This window comes from Microbacterium sp. bgisy203 (assembly GCF_965345155.1).
GTDB lineage: Bacteria > Actinomycetota > Actinomycetes > Actinomycetales > Microbacteriaceae > Microbacterium.
In genome coordinates this window covers 17,735-34,505 of sequence record NZ_CBDRLZ010000006.1, presented here as the reverse complement: position 1 = coordinate 34,505, position 16,771 = coordinate 17,735, and the positions used below count along the sequence as shown (strand labels likewise).

Here is a 16,771-nt window from a genome sequence, read left to right as displayed (position 1 = left end):
CCTGCCCGATGGGGGCCGGCCGCCCTGCCGGGGCGCCTCGTAGGATCGCCACATGACCGATCGCCGGAGCACGCGCCGCGTCGTCATCGGGCGGATCGCCGCGGATGCCGACACCCGAGTCTTCACGGCATCCCTCTCGCTCACCGATCTCGCCGGGTCGGCGGAGGCGAGCCTGCTCGACCCCGTCAGGTGGTTGCGTGTCGCCGGTGCGCGACTCGCCGCCGCAGCGCCGTAAGCCCGTACGCCGCCATGAGCGCGAGCCACAGGATCGCGCTGTAGACGCCGATCCGCTCGAAGCCTCCGCGCCCGAGCCCGAGGTTCACCACCCCGCTGGCGCCCTGAAGCACGAGGCCCACGGGTGCCGCGAGCCCGAGCACCAGGCTCGCGATGCCGAACCCGCGCCGCGCGGCGGATCGGCGGCTCAGCTCCCACACGCCGAACACGATCGCGTGTACGGCTGTACCCAGGATGCCGAACAGCGCGCCGAGCGAGTGGACGACCATCTGCACCTGGTCGTTCGTGAGGTCTTCGGCGAACGAGCCCGGTGCGAAACCGACCATTGCGACGCCGACACCCTGCAGGAGCGCGAACGCCATCGTGACGACGCGGCGCGCCCCGGTGAAGAGCGTCCCGAGGGCGAGGAGCCCGACGAGGGTCGCCGCGCCGACGACGAAGAATCCGGTGTTCATCACGCCGTACGCGGGGGAACAGACGAACCGGTCGCCGGTCTCGCCACATACGGCGGCGGGCGGGACTCCGAGGTCGGAGACGTAGTTGTCGCGGTAGCTGTAGCCCGGCGCGGGCCACGCGGCGGCGGTCACCGCCTCGAAGACGAAGTAGGAGAGGGCGCCGACGCCGAGGATCCAGAAGCAGACCCGACGCCAGGCGTCGGCCGCGGTGCCGGTCACGCGCGCGTCACTGATCCCCGAGTGCCTGGGCGACCACGGCGCGCGCCTCGGCCTGCACCTCGGCGAGGTGCTCGGGGCCGCGGAGCGACTCGGCGTACAGCTTGTAGACGTCCTCCGTGCCGGACGGGCGCGCGGCGAACCAGGCGTGCTCGGTCTGCACCTTCAGGCCGCCGATCGGTGCGCCGTTGCCGGGGGCGTGCGAGAGCTTCGCCGTGATGGGCTCACCGGCCAGGTCGGTCGCGGTCACGGCATCCGGCGACAGCTGCGCGAGCTGCGCCTTCTGCGCCGGCGTCGCGGGCGCATCGACGCGCTGGTAGGCCGACGCGCCGAACTCGGTCTCGAGCTCCGCATAGCGCTGCGACGGGGACTTGCCCGTGACCGCGAGGATCTCCGAGGCGAGCAGGCACAGCAGGATGCCGTCCTTGTCGGTCGTCCAGACGGTGCCGTCGAACCGGAGGAAGGACGCACCCGCCGACTCCTCGCCGCCGAAGGCGACCGACCCGTCGAGCAGACCTGGCACGAACCACTTGAACCCGACCGGCACTTCGAGGAGCGTCCGCCCGAGGGCCGCCGCCACCTTGTCGATGATCATCGAGGAGACGAGGGTCTTGCCGACCGCGGCATCCGCCGACCACTGCGGCCGGTGGCCGTACAGGTAGTCGATCGCGACGGCGAGGTAGTGGTTCGGGTTCATGAGACCCGCGTCGGGCGTCACGATGCCGTGCCGGTCGGCGTCGGCGTCGTTGCCGGTGAGGATGTCGTAGTCATGCCGGTGGGCGATGAGGGATGCCATCGCCGAGGGCGACGACGGGTCCATGCGGATCTTCTCGTCCCAGTCGAGCGTCATGAAGCGCCACGTCGGGTCGACCTCGGGGTTCACGACCGTGAGGTCGAGCCCGTACCGCTCGCCGATCAGCGCCCAGTACTCGACCGACGCACCGCCGAGCGGGTCGGCACCGATGCGGACGCCCGCCTTCCGGATCGCCGCGACGTCGATGATGCTCCCGAGCGCCGCGACGTAGTGCTCGCGGAAGTCGTAGGTGCCGAGCGTTTCGGTGTCGATGTCGGCGAAGCGCGTGCGGTGCACGCCGCCGAGGCCTGCGGCGATGAGGGCGTTGGCGCGGTCGGCGATCCACCCGGTCGCGTCGGTGTCGGCGGGGCCGCCGTGCGGAGGGTTGTACTTGAACCCGCCGTCGCGCGGCGGGTTGTGCGACGGCGTCACGACGATGCCGTCGGCGCGCCCCGGATCGTGGTTGCCGTGGTCGGCGTTGTACGTCAGGATCGCGTGGCTGAGCGCGGGGGTGGGTACCCACGAATCGCGGGAGTCGACGCGCACATCGACGCCGTTCGCGACGAGCACCTCGATCGCCGTCCGCTCCGCGGGACGGGAGAGGCCGTGCGTGTCGCGCCCGAGGAAGAGGGGGCCGGAGATCCCCTGCGACGTGCGGTAGTCGACGATGGCCTGCGTCGTCGCGAGGATGTGGTCCTCGTTGAAGCTCGTCGACAGGCTCGAGCCGCGGTGGCCACTCGTGCCGAAGACGACCCGCTGCGCGGGGATCGACACGTCGGGCTTCCGGTCGTAGTAGGCGGCGATCAGCTCATCGATGTCGATGAGGTCGGATGCTTCGGCGGGCTGTCCTGCGCGGCTCATGGCTTCAGTCTGGCACTGACGCGGCTCGCGGGCACGACCGAACCTCGCGGGCGCGGCCGGTTCAGCGCCGGGTGAACACCGAGTTCGCCGGCGAGCCGCCGATCTCGGACACGAGGGTGAGGGTGTCGCCCTCGCACGTGTAGGCCGAATCGGCGACGGGGGCGCTCGCGACCTGGTCGCTGAGCTCACCGGCATCCGTCGGGGCACCGTCGATCGTGGCGGAGACCTCCAGTCCGTCCGCCGACACGGTGTCGCTCGTCAGTCGGTCGGCGGTCGCCGTGTACGTGCCCGAGGTCGACCCGCCGACCGTGACGACGATCGGGGTGCCGGCGACCTCGGCGGTGAGCTCGAGCGCGGGAGCCCACGAGAAGGCGCCGTCGGCGCCGAGGGTGAGCTCCGCCGACCCCTTCGGGGTGAAGCTCACGCCGGCGCCCGAGAGGGCGGCATTGACGTCGCCGTAGAAGCGGTCGAGGCTCGCCTGGTCCATGACCCACGTGCCGGGGAGGCAGTCGGCGGCGGCGGGCGGGGCCGAGGTGGGAGCCTCCGAGGGAGTCGCCGATCCGCTCGCGCTCGCCGAGCCGGTCGCGCTGGGCTTCGTCGTCCCCGACGCCGAACCGCTCGGGCTCGGCGACGCCTCGGGCGCGCACGCGGCGAGGGTGAGCGCGAGGAGGGCGGCGGAGGTCACAGCGAGCGCGGAGGCGAGGCGGCCGGTCATGCGCTCCACAGTACGGGATGCCCTGACTAGGCTGAGCGGGTGACCCCCGAGCCTGTGGATGCCGCGGCATCCGTCCCGACCCGCCGCGCCTACAGCTACCTCGGGCCCGCCGGAACCTTCACGGAGGCCGCGCTCAGCCAGGTGCCCGAGGCGCGCGACCAGATCTGGCGACCGGTGCGCAACGTCGGCGAGGCGCTCTCGGACGTCGTCGAGGGGCGGTCGGATGCCGCGATGATCGCGATCGAGAACTCCGTCGACGGCGGGGTCTCGACGGCGCAGGACGCCCTCGCGACCATGCCGGGCCTGCGGATCGTGGGGGAGTACCTCGTGCCCGTCGACTTCGTGCTCGTCGCGCGGCCCGGCGTGCGCATCGAGGACGTGAAGCTCGTCGCCGCGCACCCCGTCGCCTACGCCCAGTGCCTGCACTGGCTGACCGAGCACCTGCCCGAGCACGCGCACCTGCCCGCGGCATCCAACGTGGCGTCGGCCGTCGGGATCGTCGACGGTGTGAGCGATGCGGATGCCGCGATCGCACCCCCCGGCATCCTCGAGCACTACGACCTGGAGCTTCTCGCCGAGAAGATCGGCGACAACGCGAACGCCGTGACCCGTTTCGTGCTCGTGAGCCGCACCGTGCCGGCGCCCGCGCCGACCGGCGCCGACAAGACGTCGCTCATCGTCGAGCTGCCCGAGGAGTACCCGGGCGCGCTGCTGGAGCTGCTCGAGCAGTTCGCGACGCGCGGCATCAACCTGTCGCTCCTCGCCTCGCGCCCCGTCGGCGACGCCCTCGGCCGCTATCGGTTCGTCATCGACGCCGACGGGCACATCGAGGACGAGCGGATGGCCGACGCGCTCCTGGGCCTGCGGCGTTTCAGCCCGAAGGTCATCTACCTCGGGTCGTACCCGCGCGCCGACCGGCAGATCGTGCACTACCCGGAGCGGTACTCCGACGAGGTGTTCATCGAGGCGCGGGATTGGCTGCGCGGCCTCATCTCCGGCGCGCCGCAGGACTGACGCCCCGCGTCCCTCCGGTCGTCGAGCGAGCGGAGCGCGTCGAAACGCCCTAACCCGCCAGGAGCTCCAGCGTCTGCACGCGGCCGTCGGCGGAATCCAGCGGCTCCGACGCGTACGCCCCCGCGACCGGCGAGATCATGATCTCGCCGACGCCGTGACGCGCGGCGAACGCGACCAGACGGGCGCGGGTCTCCGCGGGCTCGCCGACGAACCAGCGCTCGCGCATCGCCCCGAGCACCGGCGCGGCGAGGTGGTCGCTCGCCTCGGCATCCCGCGCCTCTTCCACCGCCTCAAGGGCCGTGAGCGGCCGGCCGGTGCGCAGCCGCGCCATCATCCGCGCCTGCGGAAGCATGCGCTCCTCCGCCTCGTCGAGCGTCGGCGCGACGACGGCGTTCGCTGTCAGGAAGGTGCGGGGCGCGTCGAGGTGCGCCGACGGCTGGAAGTTCTGGCGGTAGAGATCGAGCGCGCGGTCGAGGCCCTCGCCGGAGAAGTGGTTCGCGAAAACGTACGGCAGGCCGAACGCCGCGGCGAGCTGCGCCGAGTAGTCCGACGATCCGAGCAGCCAGAGCTCGGGGCGTCCCTCGGCCGACGGGGTCGCATGCACGCGATACTCGTCGTTCCCCTCGGGGCGTCCCCCGATGCGGTACCCGGCCCCCTCGGGGGACGTGAGCGCAAGGATGTCGCGGACGTGGTCGGGGAACCGGTCGACCTCGCTCGTCGTCCCCGACATCCGGAGGAGCTGCGTGATCACCGGGTCGCTGCCGGGCGCGCGCCCGATGCCGAGGTCGATGCGGCCGGGGGCGATCGCCTCGAGCGCCGCGAACTGCTCCGCGACGATGAGCGGCGAGTGGTTCGGCAGCATGACGCCGCCCGACCCGACGCGAATCCGTTCGGTGCGGCTCGCGGCCGCAGCGGCCAGCACGGGCGGCGTCGTGGATGCGACGGCGGGCATGTTGTGGTGCTCCGCGAACCAGTAGCGGGTGTAGCCGAGCGCATCGGCGCGCTGAGCGAGGGCGAGCGAGGCGGCGATCGCCTGGGCGCTGGTCTGCCCGGTGCGGACGGAGACGAGGTCGAGGACGGAGAGTGCGGGGGTCATCACCGATTCCAACCCGCGCGCCTCCCCAGGAATTCCGCCGGCCTCGGCCGGATCACCCCCGCTCACCCGGCCTTCACCCGGCCTTCACCCGGCGCGCTTGACCGCTTCGTAGGCGTCGAGGGCGGCTCGGCGGGTCTCGGCGAGGTCGACGATCGGCTCGCGATCGGCGGAGTCCGGCGCCCACTCCGACACGTAGAGTCCCTGCGGGTCGAACTTCTGCGCCTGCAGCTCGGGGTTGAAGATCCGGAAGTACGGCGCCGCGTCTGCGCCCGATCCGGCTACCCACTGCCAGTTGAACGGGTTGCTGGCCTCGTCGGCATCCACGAGCGTGTCCCAGAACCATTCCTCGCCGCGCCGCCAGTCGATGAGGAGGTTCTTGATGAGGAAGGATGCCGTCACCATCCGCACCCGGTTGTGCATGTAGCCCGAGCTCCAGAGCTCTCGCATCCCGGCGTCGACGAGCGGGACGCCGGTCTCGCCCTTCTGCCAGGCGCGGAGCATCGCGGGCTTCAGGCGCGGCCACGGGAACGCGTCGAACGCGCTGCGGAGATTCTTCGTCGCGAGGTCGGGGAAGTGGAAGAGCGTGTGCCACGCGAACTCGCGCCAGCCGAGCTCGGAGAGGAAGCCGCCGACCCTCTCCTCTGACGCCACGGCGGCGTGCCAGACCTCGAAGGGACTGAGCTCGCCCCAGCGCAGACGAGGGGAGAGGAGCGAGGTGGCGCCGGCGGACGGCTCGTCGCGGGCGCGGTCGTAGCCTGCGGCATCCTCGCGCAGGAACTCGCGCAGTCGTGCCTTCGCGGCGACCTCGCCCGGCGTCCACCGTTCGCGCAGGCCGCCGGCCCAGTCGGGATCGGTCGGCAGCAGGCGCCATGTGTCGAGGTCGTCGGATGCCGGAAGGCTCCGCGGCCGCGCCAGTTCGCGCGGCTCGGACACCGGGTTCCGCGGCGCGGGGAGCTGTCGGCACGCCTTCCAGAACGGGGTGAAAACGCCGTACGGCGTGCCCGCGCCGGTGCGGACGGTCCACGGCTCGAACAGGACCGACGCCTGGAACGACGACACCTCGACGCCGTCCCGACGCAGCGACTCCTTGAGCCCGGCGTCGACATCGCGCTCGGCGCCGCCGTAGCGGCGGTTCCAGAAGACCGCTCCCGCGCCCGTGTCACGGACGAGAGCCGGAAGGACATCGGCGGCGGCGCCGCGGCGGAGGACGAACCCCCCGCCCTTCTCACGGAGTCTCTCGCCGAGCTCGGTGAGCGAATGATGCAGCCACCACTTCGCGGCGCCCCCGAGCGGGCGGATGCCGGGGGACTGTTCGTCGAGGATGTACACGCCGATCACCGGTTCGTCGCGGTCGGCGGCGGCTCGGAGCGCCGGGTGGTCGGCGAGGCGCAGGTCATCGCGGAACCAGACGATCGAGGGGGAGCTCATGCTCTCATCGTGCCGGGGCGGCGCACGCGCCCGCACCCCCTTGACGGCGGTGCGTCAGAGGTTCGGCGACGTGTGGCCCGACGGTACCGCGAGCTGCAGGGCGCGCGGCGCGAGCCTCACGTTCACGGCCGTCGCCTCGCCGAACTCGTCGCCGTCGAGCTGCACCGGCTGGGGCTCGCCGGTCGCGACCTGCACCGCGGGGCCCTTCGCGTAGCGCACCGAGTTGTCCTTCGTGCGCAGGCGCAGGATGCTCCGCCCCGCGCGGAAGCGTCGGAGCACGCTGTTGTCCCACGCGACGCGCCGCCACACGGCGAGCCAGCCGAACGCGGTCTTCGGCTGGAAGATGACGATGTCGAGGTCGCCGTCGGCGACGGATGCCTCGGGAATCAGCTCGAGCCCCGCCGGCAGCGACCCGCAATTCGCGAACAGAACGCTCTGCACGTTCGCGCGGTGCATGCGGTGCCCCTCCACCTGGTACATGAGCGTGAACGGCTTCGCCTTCACGAGCGATCGCGCCGCCCCGTCGACGTACGCGACCCAGCCGACCTTCTTCTTGAGGTCCCCCGAGGTGTTCGCGATCATCGCGGCATCCAGCCCCATGCCGCCCATGACGACGAAGGCGCGCTCCTCACGCTCGCCGTCGGGCCGGGTGAACTCGGCGAACCCGACGTCGATGCCGTGCACGTCGCCCGCGAAGGTCGCCGCGACCATGATCGCGACGTCGTCGAGGGGGAGGTGCAGGTTCCGGGCGAGGAGGTTACCGGTGCCGCTCGGGAGGATCGTCAGCGGCACAGGGGAGTCGACCATCGCCTCGCTCACTGCGCGGACGGTGCCGTCGCCGCCGGCGACGAGGACCGCTTCCGCTCCGGCATCCAACGCCTCGCGCGTCACGCCGTCGCCGAGGTCCTCCACGGTCGTCTCGTAGAAGCGGGGCTCACCCCAGCCCGCCTCGGCGGCGTGCTCCGTGACGAGGGCGCGCAGTGCGTCGGCGTCGACCTTGATCGGGTTGTAGATCAGTGCCGCGTGACGCACCGCGCCCGGCGCGGTGTCGTCCGTGTCGGAGCGGGGCATGCGGCCACCCTACCGGGAACGGAACGGTAAGAACTCCGGATTTTTCCGCCGTTGACGGTGGCGCGCGGGCACGCTACGGGGGGATGCTCGAGGCATGGACACACCGGACTGGGTCGAGAACGAGGAGCTCGTCGCCTGGGTCGCATCGATGGCGCGCCTGTGCACGCCGAAGGCGATTCACTGGTGCGACGGCTCCGACGAGGAGTACGCCGCGTTGTGCGAGGAGCTGGTTGAGGCGGGGACGTTCATCCGCCTGAACGAGCAGAAGCGGCCTCGGAGCTTCCTCGCGCGCAGCGATCCCGGCGACGTGGCGCGCATCGAGGAGCGGACGTTCATCTGCTCACGCAGCGAGGAGGACGCCGGGCCCACCAACAACTGGATGGACCCGCGGGAGATGGCCGCGACCCTCAAGGGCCTGTTCCAGGGGTGCATGGAAGGGCGGACGATGTACGTCGTCCCCTTCAGCATGGGTCCGCTCGGTTCGCCGATCGCCCAGATCGGCGTGCAGGTCACCGACTCGCCCTACGCCGTCGTGAGCATGAAGATCATGACGCGGATGGGTCGCCCCGCACTCGACGTGCTCGGCGCGGACGGCGAGTTCATCCCCTGCGTGCATTCCGTCGGCGCGCCGCTCGCGCCGGGCCAGGAGGACGTGCCGTGGCCGTGCAACGACGAGAAGTACATCGTGCACTTCCCCGAGACGCGGGAGATCTGGTCGTACGGGTCGGGCTATGGCGGCAACGCGCTCCTCGGAAAGAAGTGCCTCGCTTTGCGCATCGCGTCCGTGATGGCGCGCGATGAGGGGTGGCTCGCCGAGCACATGCTGATCCTCGGCGTGACCGACCCCGAGGGTGAGAAGACCTACGTCGCGGCGGCGTTCCCGAGCGCGTGCGGCAAGACGAACTTCGCGATGCTCGTGCCGCCGCCGGCGTTCACGGATGCCGGATGGAAGGTCACGACCGTCGGCGACGACATCGCCTGGATCAAGCCGGGCGAGGACGGGCGGCTCTACGCGATCAACCCCGAGGCCGGGTATTTCGGCGTCGCTCCGGGGACGTCCTACGAGACGAACCCGAACGCGATGGAATCGTTCCGCTCCGACACGATCTTCACGAACGTCGCCCTCACCGACGACGGCGACGTGTGGTGGGAGGGGATGACGAAGGAGAAGCCCGCGCACCTCATCGACTGGCAGGGGAACGACTGGACGCCCGAGTCGGGCACCAAGGCGGCGCACCCGAACTCGCGGTTCACCTCGCCCGCGACCCTCAACCCCGCCCTCGACGAGTCGTGGGACGACCCGCAGGGCGTGCTGGTGCGCGCGTTCGTCTTCGGCGGGCGCCGTGCGGGGACGATCCCGCTCGTCGTGCAGAGCTTCAACTGGGCCTACGGCGTGTACATGGCCGCCACGATGGGTTCGGAGACGACCGCCGCTGCGGCGGGCGCGCAGGGCGTCGTCCGCCGTGACCCGTTCGCGATGCTGCCGTTCGCGGGCTACCACATGGGCGACTACATCAACCACTGGCTCGGGTTCGGGCGCAAGCTCCGCAACCCTCCCCGCATCTTCCAGGTCAACTGGTTCCGCCGCGACGAGGAGGGCAACTTCCTCTGGCCCGGGTTCGGCGAGAACATGCGCGTGCTGCAGTGGATGGTCGCCCGCTCCCGGGGGCGGGCGCTCGGGCTCGAGAGCCCCATCGGGTGGATGCCGCGGTACGAGGACATCGATTGGACCGGTCTCGACTTCTCCGAGGAGGAGTTCTTCCAGTGCATGGCGATCAACCGGCGCGACTGGTCGGACGAGCTGCTCGACGTCGAGGCCCTCTTCATGAAGCTGTACAACCGGCTGCCGAAGGAGATGGAAGGGGTGCGCTCGCTGACCACGAGCGCGCTGTGGCGCTCGCCGACGCACTGGGAGATGAACGCCGACCCGACGTGAGGCGGATGGCCGGGCGTCTACGCCGGATCGACCGCCCGCGATCGTCGGCATCCACCTAACTAGGATTGACCCGTGATCGATCTGGCACTGCTCCGCGACAACCCTGACCTCGTCAAGCGCTCGCAGGTGGCACGCGGCGAGTCGCCCGACACCGTCGACGAGGCCGTCGCCGCCGACCGCGCCCGCCGTGCGGCTCTCACGGCGTACGAAGAGCTCCGCGCCGAGCAGAACGCGCACGGCAAGAAGGTCGCGCAGGCGCCGAAGGACGAGAAGCCGGCGCTCGTCGCGCAGGCGAAGGACCTCAGCGACCGCGTCAAGGCCGCGCAGCTCGCCGTCACCGAGGCGGAAGAGACAGCGGATGCCGCGCTCTCGCGCATCGAGAACATCGTCATCGACGGGGTTCCCGCCGGCGGTGAGGAGGCGTTCGTCACGCTCCGCACCCACGGGCAGACCCCGACGTTCGATTTCGAGCCGCTCGACCATCTCGCCCTCGGCGAGAAGCTCGACGCCATCGACATGGAGCGCGGCACGAAGGTGTCGGGCTCGCGTTTCTACTTCCTCACCGGCATCGGCGCACGCCTCGAGTACGCCCTGATGTCGCTCGCGCTCCAGCGCGCGGTCGACGCCGGGTTCATCCCGATGATCCCGCCGACGCTCGTCCGCCCCGAGGTCATGCGCGGCACCGGATTCCTCGGCCAGCACGCCGACGAGATCTACCGCCTCGAGGCAGACGATCTCTACCTCGTCGGAACGAGCGAGGTGCCCCTCGCCGGATACCACATGGGCGAGATCATCGACCTCGCCGCCGGCGCCAAGCGCTACGCCGGCTGGTCGACCTGCTACCGGCGCGAGGCGGGGTCGTACGGCAAGGACACTCGCGGCATCATCCGCGTGCACCAGTTCAACAAGCTCGAGATGTTCGTCTACACGACGCCCGAGGATGCCGAGGCCGAGCACCTGCGCCTCGTCGCCCTGCAGGAGCAGATGCTGCAGGACCTCGGACTCAGCTACCGCGTCATCGACGTCGCCGCCGGCGACCTCGGCTCATCCGCGGCGCGCAAGTACGACATCGAGGCGTGGGTTCCCACGCAGGATGCCTACCGCGAGCTCACCTCGACCTCGAACTGCACGACCTACCAGGCACGTCGTCTCGACGTGCGTTACCGTCCTGCACCCGACGCCAAGACCGCGCCCGTCGCGACCCTCAACGGCACGCTCGCGACGACCCGCTGGATCGTCGCGCTCCTCGAGACGCACCAGCGAGCCGACGGCTCGGTCGTCATCCCCGAGGTGCTGCGGCCGTACCTGGGAGGGCTCGAGGTCGCGGAGCCGGTCGCGTGACCTCCGACGAGTTCCCCGAATCGCTTCCCGAGACCGGATCGGTCGAGGTCGTCCCGCAGCGCGAGGCGGCGGCGATCGTCGAGGAGATCGCGGAGGATGCCGGTGATCCGGCCGTCGGAGTCGGGCCGCTCCTCATCGCGCTCGACGTCGACGGCACCGTGCTCCTCGAGGACGAGACGCTCAGCCCCGGGGTCGTCGAGGCCGTCGCCCACGCGCACCGCGCGGGGCACGAGGTCATGCTCGCCACCGGCCGGTCGTGGGAGAGCACCCGAGGCATCCAACACGTCCTCGCCCTCGCGCCCGAGTACGCGGTCTGCTCCAACGGCGCCGTCATCATGAAGCGTGTCGGGGGAGACCTCGGCGAAGAGAGCGTCTACGAACGTTTCCACGTCGAGACCTTCGACCCGACCGAGGTGCTGGGGCTGCTCCGCGACCACCTTCCGCACGGCCGCTACCTCGTCGAACTCGCCGACGGACAGCGGCTCTACACCGAGCCGATGGACGACTGGAACCTCGTCCACGCCCGCCGTGTCACCTTCGAGGGACTCTCGGCGCAGCCCGTCTGCCGCGTCGTCGTCGTCTCGCCGGAGGAGACCGATCAGGACTTCCTGGCGCTCGTCGGGCGCATCGGCCTCAGCGAGGTCTCGTACGCCGTCGGGTGGTCGGCGTGGCTCGACATCGCGCCGGAGGGCGTCGACAAGTCGACCGCTCTCGAGCGCGTGCGCACCTGGCTGGGCGTTCCGCCCGAGCGCGTTCTCGTCATGGGCGACGGTCGCAACGACGTCGGCATGTTCCGGTGGGCGAGGGAGAACGGCGGACGCGCGATCGCGATGGGGCAGGGCCCCGACGAGGTCCGCGGCGAGGCGGGCGAGGTCACGGCATCCGTGCACGCCGGCGGCGTCGCCGACGTGTTGCGCGCTCTGTAGCTCCATCCACGAACCCATTCCTGGCGCGCCATACAGGGTGTGCTCAGGCGTCGGCGGGATGATGGAGCGTCCTCGACTAGACTCGACGCCACCGCAGGGAGGGTTGTCCGAGCGGCCGATGGACCTGGTCTTGAAAACCAGTGGGCAGCAATGTCCCGTGGGTTCGAATCCCACACCCTCCGCTTTGCCGGATGTGGCGAAACCGCATCCGGGGCTTTTCGAAAGGATTCCCGTGGGCGCACGCACCGATCGCGCACGGCGGCAACCCGTCGCGCGTCACGGCGTTCTTTCGTCTCCGAACCCGTTCGTCCAGGTCCTGACGGTGCTGGGTGCGATGGTCGTCGTCGTGGTGCTCAGCGTCACTGCTGTCGGAGCGTTCTACGTATGGGATGCCGCGCGTGCCGTCGAGGACAATGCGGTCGCGCTCGACGGCGACGACGCCTCCACCCTCCCGCCGTCGATCGGCGAGATCGAGGGCGGCGTCAACATGCTCATCATCGGTACGGACTCGTGCGAGGGCGCGAACGCCGCACTGTCGGGGGCATGTCAGGCGAAGACCACCGAAGGCGAGCGCAACGACGTCACGATGCTCGTGCACATCAGTGACGAGCCGCGCCGCGTCACCGTCGTCTCGTTCCCGCGCGACATGATCGTCCCGATCCCCGCGTGCACGGGGGAGGACGGGCGGCAGTACTCCGCGATGAGCGCGCAGATGCTCAACGCGTCGTACATGTACGGTGGCATGAACTGCACCGTTCTGACGGTCGAGAAGCTCACGGGCATCGACATCCAGTTCGCCGGAGCGATCCGCTGGACCGGCGTCATCAACATGTCGGATGCCATCGGGGGTGTCGAAGTGTGCGTCGCCGACGACATCAGTGACACCCACACGGGCCTCAACCTGACTGCCGGCACCCACACGCTCGAGGGGGCCGAGGCGCTGCAGTTCCTGCGCATCCGGCACGGGATCGGCGATGGGTCGGACCTCGGTCGCATCTCGAACCAGCAGCAGTTCATGAGCTCGATGGTGCGCAAGCTCCAGTCCGACGGTGTGCTCAGCAATCCTGCGACGCTCTTCAACCTCGCCACCACCGCCGTCACGCAGGTCAACGAGAAGCAGCTCATCCTCAGCCAGTCCCTCGCGAACCCGCAGCGCATGGTCCAGATCGCGATGGCTGTGAAGAGCGTGCCGTACGAGGACATCGTGTTCGTTCAGTACCCCACCGCCTACGCCGACGGCGGCGATCGCGTCGTCCCGCTCACGGCGGATGGTGACGTGCTGTTCGAGGCGCTTGCCAACAACCAGCCGCTGCAGCTCACGGGCTCGACGAGCGACGGGTACGGAACCGAGGTGGTCGGCCAGGCCGAGCATCCGGGCGTCGGGACTCCCGCGCCGACCCCCACGGCGGACGCGGGCGCCACGGAAGCGCCGGCCGACCCGGCCACCACACCCGAGCCGACGTCCACGTCTGTCGCCCTGCCCTCGACGATCCCCGGTCAGACGGCCAAGGACGTCACCTGCACGCAGAAGCAGCGCTGACCCGCGGCGGGGGGCGCCGGGTGGGGCGCCTGGCCGCCCGTCGCGCCTGGCCGCCTGTCGCGCCTGGCCGCCCATCGGGCCCGACGCGCCTGCCCCGCCGCGCCTGCCCGTGACACGAGACGTCTGTGTTGAGACGGCACGTCGCGCGTCCCGTCTCAGCAAGAACGTCCCGTCTCGCGGGTGTGAGGCATCCTGGTGCCGCTGTCGGTTCGGTGCGCGGGGCGCGAGCGGCTATGATTGCCGGGTGCCTCCGTGCGGTTTCGTCGCCGGATGCCGGGAGACGTCGCATAGTCAGGCCTAGTGCACCACCCTGCTAAGGTGGAGTCCCCTTACGGGGACCGAGGGTTCAAATCCCTCCGTCTCCGCTCTGAGATCCAGCCTCGAAACCCGCGGAATTCCGCGGGTTTTCTGCTTGTCGGGCGAGGCGACGAGGGCGCTTCTGCCACGTTTCTGCCACGAAGTGTCACCGAAGTCCTGAGACATGACAATGGACTACATGGCGCGGAGGCCCCACGCTGACCCTCGCCCATTGGTTGTTCGCTCCCGACGCGGTGGTTGGACGCGATCCCCCCTCGACGGCCAACGATTGTTCTGAGTGTCAGACCATCTGGGTATCGTGGCATCGGCTCGCGTTCACAAAGGGATACGCGCTGAGCCAGGCCTGAAAGGAACAGCCGTGCGGCCGATATCGACGCAGGATGACAAGCGAATGCTCGCAAGCGAACTACTCGCTGTCCAGGCGGCCAAGACGTTTGTCGTGCTCCGCGATCGAAACGCGTGGCACGGCACCACCAGCCGTATGTACAAGGGTCAGGTCTCGGTGACAGCAGACCTGGCTACCGCTCGGAGCGTCGCGGTCAAGTCCCGCGTAGTGGTGTAGCGCGGCGTCCTTCGATTTGAGGGGTTAGGCGCTGAGTTCGAGGACGGTGTCGGTCACCTCCTCGATGTCGGAGTCGGCGATGAGGGTGAGCCTGCTCTTGGTGAGGATCTCGAGCCCGAGGTAGCGGCGGCCTTCGGCCCATTCGTCGGTGATCTCGGCGAGGACGGCGCCGACGAGGCGGATGATCGCGTCGCGGTTGGGGAAGATGCCGACCGAGTCGGTGCGGCGGCGGATCTCCCTGTTGAGGCGCTCGTTGGGGTTGTTCGACCAGATCTGCTGCCAGAGCCCCTCTGGGAACCCGGTGAACGCGAGGATGTCCTCCCTCGCGGCGTCGAGGTGCTCGTGCGCGTCGGGGAGCTTCCCGTCGACGTAGTCCAGGAGCCGGTCGAACTGGGCGTTGACGGCATCGGCGTCGGGCTGGTCGTAGACCGAGTGCAGCATCGCCTTCGCCGCCGGCCACATGGTCTTCGGCGTCACCGACATCAGGTTCGCGGCGTAATGGGTGCGGCAGCGCTGCCAGACAGCGCCGGGCAGGTTCGCAGCAATCGCCTCGACCAGTCCGGCGTGGGCGTCGCTGGTGACGAGGCGGACCCCGCCCAGGCCGCGGGCGACGAGGTCGGCGAAGAAGCTGTTCCAGGCCGCCCCGGTCTCGCTGGTCGCCACCCGCAGGCCGAGGACCTCGTGGCGCACGTCGGCGTTGACGCCGGTCGCGACCAGCACGACCGCATTGATCACCCGGCCGCCCTCGCGGACCTTCATCGTGAGCGCGTCGGCGGCGACGAACGTGAACGGGCCGACGTCGCCGAGCGGGCGGTGCCGGAACTGGTCGACGTGCTCGTCGAGGTCGGCGGCCATCCGTGAAACCTGCGACTTCGACAGCGAGTGGATCCCGAGAGTCTTCACCAGTTTGTCCATCCGGCGGGTGCTCACTCCGGCGAGATAGCAATCCGCGACAACGGTGATCAGCGCGGTCTCGGCCCGTTTGCGGCGCTCCAGCAGCCATTCCGGGAAGTACGTCCCTTGCCGGAGCTTCGGGATCTGAACATCGATCGTCCCGACGCGGGTGTCCAGGTCCCGGTGCCGGTAGCCGTTGCGTTGCGCGGTGCGGTCGGGTGAGGGCTTGCCCCATTCCGCGCCGACGACGGCGTCCGCGTCAGCGGACAGCAGCGCGTTGATCATGGTCTGCAGCAGACTGCGCATCAGATCCGGCGACGCGTCGGACAGGGCTTCAGCGAGCACGCTCGCAGGGTCGATAATATGAGGTGCGGTCATCGTGATGATGCCTTTCGAGTGAGATGTGAGAGTTTCCTCGAAGGATCACACGGTGACCGCGCTCACGTCATAGCGACGAGGCGGGCCACCGCGGGCTACACCACGATACGGGGCACTACTATGGCCCGCCGATTCCTCACCGACGCAGACGTGGACTCGAAGACCCGTGCTGCGGGCCTGCTCGTGCTCCTCTACGGCATCCAGCTCACCCGCATCATCACCCTCACCCGCGATCAGGTCGACGCGACATCCCCGCCCGTGAAGCTCACTATCGGGGCGGAACCTATCGAGCTCCCCAAGATCCTCGGAGACGCGATCGTCGACCTCGTCGACGCGTCGATGCGCTACCCCGAAGGATGGCTATTCCCCGGCAGAAACCCGGGACTCCACCTCACCCCAGGGCTGATCAGCCGCCGACTCCGCGCCGAAGGGCTCCGCTCCGAAAGCGCGCGGACAACCGCTCTCATCGAACTCACCCGGCAGATGCACCCGCGGATCGTGTCCGACTTGCTCGGCATAACGCCTGCGTCGGCCGCCGCGTGGTCGCGCCTCGCCAGTGGGGACTGGTCCGACTACCCAAAGCTCCGCGCAGTGTCCGACTGACAACGAAGCTCACCCCAGCAGCGCCTTCGCCGCGTCGGCGAGCGTGCCGGTGGTCGGCTGGTAGTAGGCCCATTTCCCGCGCTGCTCGCGGGTGACCAGGCCTGCTTCGACGAGCAGCTTCATGTGGTGAGAGACCGTCGGCTGCGACAGGCCCACGGGCTCGGTGAGGTCGCAGACGCACATCTCGCCTGCGCTGCTGCCGACAATCATCGAGAGCAGCTTCACCCGCGTCGGGTCGCCGAGGGCCTTGAAGACCTTCGCGAGGTCGTGGGCGGTGCCGTCGTCCATCGCCTGGCCGGGGGTGCAGCAGGCACTAGTGGTAGAGGCGATGGTGACGGGCAGTGCGTTCATGGCTCTATTCTGCCCGACATATTGACATCTGTCGATATG

Annotated in this window: 15 protein-coding genes and 2 tRNA genes; 9 read left to right on the top strand and 8 right to left on the bottom strand. The window is 69.9% G+C overall.

The features are described 5' to 3' along the window. Positions 1-52 precede the first annotated feature (52 nt). The gene (locus ACRVYW_RS10485; protein ID WP_431804352.1) at positions 53-235 is read left to right on the top strand and encodes a hypothetical protein; all 183 of its coding nucleotides are present in this window, start codon (positions 53-55) and stop codon (positions 233-235) included. Here the strand turns inward: ACRVYW_RS10485 and ACRVYW_RS10480 are convergent. The 3 genes from ACRVYW_RS10480 to ACRVYW_RS10470 all read right to left on the bottom strand — a co-directional run bounded on the left by ACRVYW_RS10480 (position 186) and on the right by ACRVYW_RS10470 (position 3,274). Further along, positions 186-908 (bottom strand): DUF998 domain-containing protein, encoded by a 723-nt coding sequence (locus tag ACRVYW_RS10480; protein WP_431804350.1) that lies wholly within the window; start codon positions 906-908, stop codon positions 186-188. The two genes, ACRVYW_RS10485 and ACRVYW_RS10480, sit on opposite strands and share 50 nt — an antisense overlap. Before the next feature lie 7 nt (positions 909-915). Continuing rightward, positions 916-2,559: a phosphoglucomutase (alpha-D-glucose-1,6-bisphosphate-dependent) gene (pgm, locus tag ACRVYW_RS10475; protein ID WP_431804348.1), complete on the bottom strand. Its 1,644-nt coding sequence runs from the start codon at positions 2,557-2,559 to the stop codon at positions 916-918. A 61-nt stretch (positions 2,560-2,620) separates the two neighbouring features. Continuing rightward, positions 2,621-3,274, bottom strand: coding sequence for a hypothetical protein (locus tag ACRVYW_RS10470; protein ID WP_431804346.1), 654 nt, complete (start codon positions 3,272-3,274; stop codon positions 2,621-2,623). Between the two features lie 39 nt (positions 3,275-3,313). Here ACRVYW_RS10470 and pheA point away from each other — a divergent pair, with 39 nt between their 5' ends. Then, positions 3,314-4,288, top strand: coding sequence for a prephenate dehydratase (gene pheA, locus ACRVYW_RS10465; protein WP_431804344.1), 975 nt, complete (start codon positions 3,314-3,316; stop codon positions 4,286-4,288). A 49-nt stretch (positions 4,289-4,337) separates the two neighbouring features. On the opposite strand, the gene ACRVYW_RS10460 is transcribed toward pheA, so the two are convergent. The 3 genes from ACRVYW_RS10460 to ACRVYW_RS10450 form a co-directional block, all read right to left on the bottom strand. Further along, complete coding sequence (locus tag ACRVYW_RS10460; protein ID WP_431804342.1) at positions 4,338-5,384, bottom strand: LLM class flavin-dependent oxidoreductase; 1,047 nt, start codon at positions 5,382-5,384, stop codon at positions 4,338-4,340. A gap of 84 nt (positions 5,385-5,468) precedes the next feature. Continuing rightward, positions 5,469-6,812, bottom strand: coding sequence for a cryptochrome/photolyase family protein (locus ACRVYW_RS10455; protein WP_431804340.1), 1,344 nt, complete (start codon positions 6,810-6,812; stop codon positions 5,469-5,471). Between the two features lie 54 nt (positions 6,813-6,866). Beyond that, complete coding sequence (locus ACRVYW_RS10450) at positions 6,867-7,883, bottom strand: diacylglycerol/lipid kinase family protein (protein ID WP_431804338.1); 1,017 nt, start codon at positions 7,881-7,883, stop codon at positions 6,867-6,869. A gap of 94 nt (positions 7,884-7,977) precedes the next feature. Here ACRVYW_RS10450 and ACRVYW_RS10445 point away from each other — a divergent pair, with 94 nt between their 5' ends. The 6 genes from ACRVYW_RS10445 to ACRVYW_RS10420 all read left to right on the top strand — a co-directional run bounded on the left by ACRVYW_RS10445 (position 7,978) and on the right by ACRVYW_RS10420 (position 13,991). After that, the gene (locus ACRVYW_RS10445) at positions 7,978-9,819 is read left to right on the top strand and encodes a phosphoenolpyruvate carboxykinase (GTP) (protein ID WP_431804337.1); all 1,842 of its coding nucleotides are present in this window, start codon (positions 7,978-7,980) and stop codon (positions 9,817-9,819) included. Between the two features lie 72 nt (positions 9,820-9,891). Beyond that, entirely contained in the window at positions 9,892-11,160 is a 1,269-nt protein-coding gene (gene serS / locus ACRVYW_RS10440; protein WP_431804335.1) for a serine--tRNA ligase, read from the top strand. Further along, positions 11,157-12,086, top strand: a complete 930-nt coding sequence (locus tag ACRVYW_RS10435) for an HAD family hydrolase (RefSeq protein ID WP_431804333.1) — start codon at positions 11,157-11,159, stop codon at positions 12,084-12,086. The genes serS and ACRVYW_RS10435 overlap by 4 nt, the downstream gene beginning before the upstream one ends. A gap of 97 nt (positions 12,087-12,183) precedes the next feature. Continuing rightward, positions 12,184-12,268, top strand: a tRNA-Ser gene (locus ACRVYW_RS10430). Between the two features lie 50 nt (positions 12,269-12,318). Next, positions 12,319-13,626 carry an LCP family protein gene (locus ACRVYW_RS10425; protein ID WP_431804331.1) on the top strand — a complete coding sequence of 436 codons (1,308 nt, stop codon included), beginning with the start codon at positions 12,319-12,321 and terminating at the stop codon, positions 13,624-13,626. Between the two features lie 276 nt (positions 13,627-13,902). Next, positions 13,903-13,991, top strand: a tRNA-Ser gene (locus ACRVYW_RS10420). A gap of 539 nt (positions 13,992-14,530) precedes the next feature. Here the strand turns inward: ACRVYW_RS10420 and ACRVYW_RS10415 are convergent. Continuing rightward, complete coding sequence (locus tag ACRVYW_RS10415) at positions 14,531-15,778, bottom strand: IS256 family transposase (RefSeq protein WP_431804330.1); 1,248 nt, start codon at positions 15,776-15,778, stop codon at positions 14,531-14,533. A 120-nt stretch (positions 15,779-15,898) separates the two neighbouring features. Between ACRVYW_RS10415 and ACRVYW_RS10410 the strand changes: the two genes are divergently transcribed. Beyond that, entirely contained in the window at positions 15,899-16,381 is a 483-nt protein-coding gene (locus ACRVYW_RS10410; RefSeq protein WP_431804328.1) for a hypothetical protein, read from the top strand. Positions 16,382-16,390: 9 nt separating this feature from the next. Here the strand turns inward: ACRVYW_RS10410 and ACRVYW_RS10405 are convergent, their stop codons facing one another. After that, positions 16,391-16,732 (bottom strand): ArsR/SmtB family transcription factor, encoded by a 342-nt coding sequence (locus ACRVYW_RS10405; RefSeq protein WP_431804326.1) that lies wholly within the window; start codon positions 16,730-16,732, stop codon positions 16,391-16,393. Positions 16,733-16,771: the final 39 nt, after the last annotated feature.

Coding starts and splice junctions, on each gene's coding strand:
- ACRVYW_RS10415 (WP_431804330.1), bottom strand. CDS start 15,778: ATGACCGCACCTCATATTATCGACCCTGCGAGCGTGCTCGCTGAAGCC.
- ACRVYW_RS10410 (WP_431804328.1), top strand. CDS start 15,899: ATGGCCCGCCGATTCCTCACCGACGCAGACGTGGACTCGAAGACCCGT.
- ACRVYW_RS10405 (WP_431804326.1), bottom strand. CDS start 16,732: ATGAACGCACTGCCCGTCACCATCGCCTCTACCACTAGTGCCTGCTGC.
- ACRVYW_RS10450 (WP_431804338.1), bottom strand. CDS start 7,883: ATGCCCCGCTCCGACACGGACGACACCGCGCCGGGCGCGGTGCGTCAC.
- ACRVYW_RS10460 (WP_431804342.1), bottom strand. CDS start 5,384: ATGACCCCCGCACTCTCCGTCCTCGACCTCGTCTCCGTCCGCACCGGG.
- ACRVYW_RS10470 (WP_431804346.1), bottom strand. CDS start 3,274: ATGACCGGCCGCCTCGCCTCCGCGCTCGCTGTGACCTCCGCCGCCCTC.
- pgm (WP_431804348.1), bottom strand. CDS start 2,559: ATGAGCCGCGCAGGACAGCCCGCCGAAGCATCCGACCTCATCGACATC.
- ACRVYW_RS10455 (WP_431804340.1), bottom strand. CDS start 6,812: ATGAGCTCCCCCTCGATCGTCTGGTTCCGCGATGACCTGCGCCTCGCC.
- ACRVYW_RS10485 (WP_431804352.1), top strand. CDS start 53: ATGACCGATCGCCGGAGCACGCGCCGCGTCGTCATCGGGCGGATCGCC.
- ACRVYW_RS10445 (WP_431804337.1), top strand. CDS start 7,978: ATGGACACACCGGACTGGGTCGAGAACGAGGAGCTCGTCGCCTGGGTC.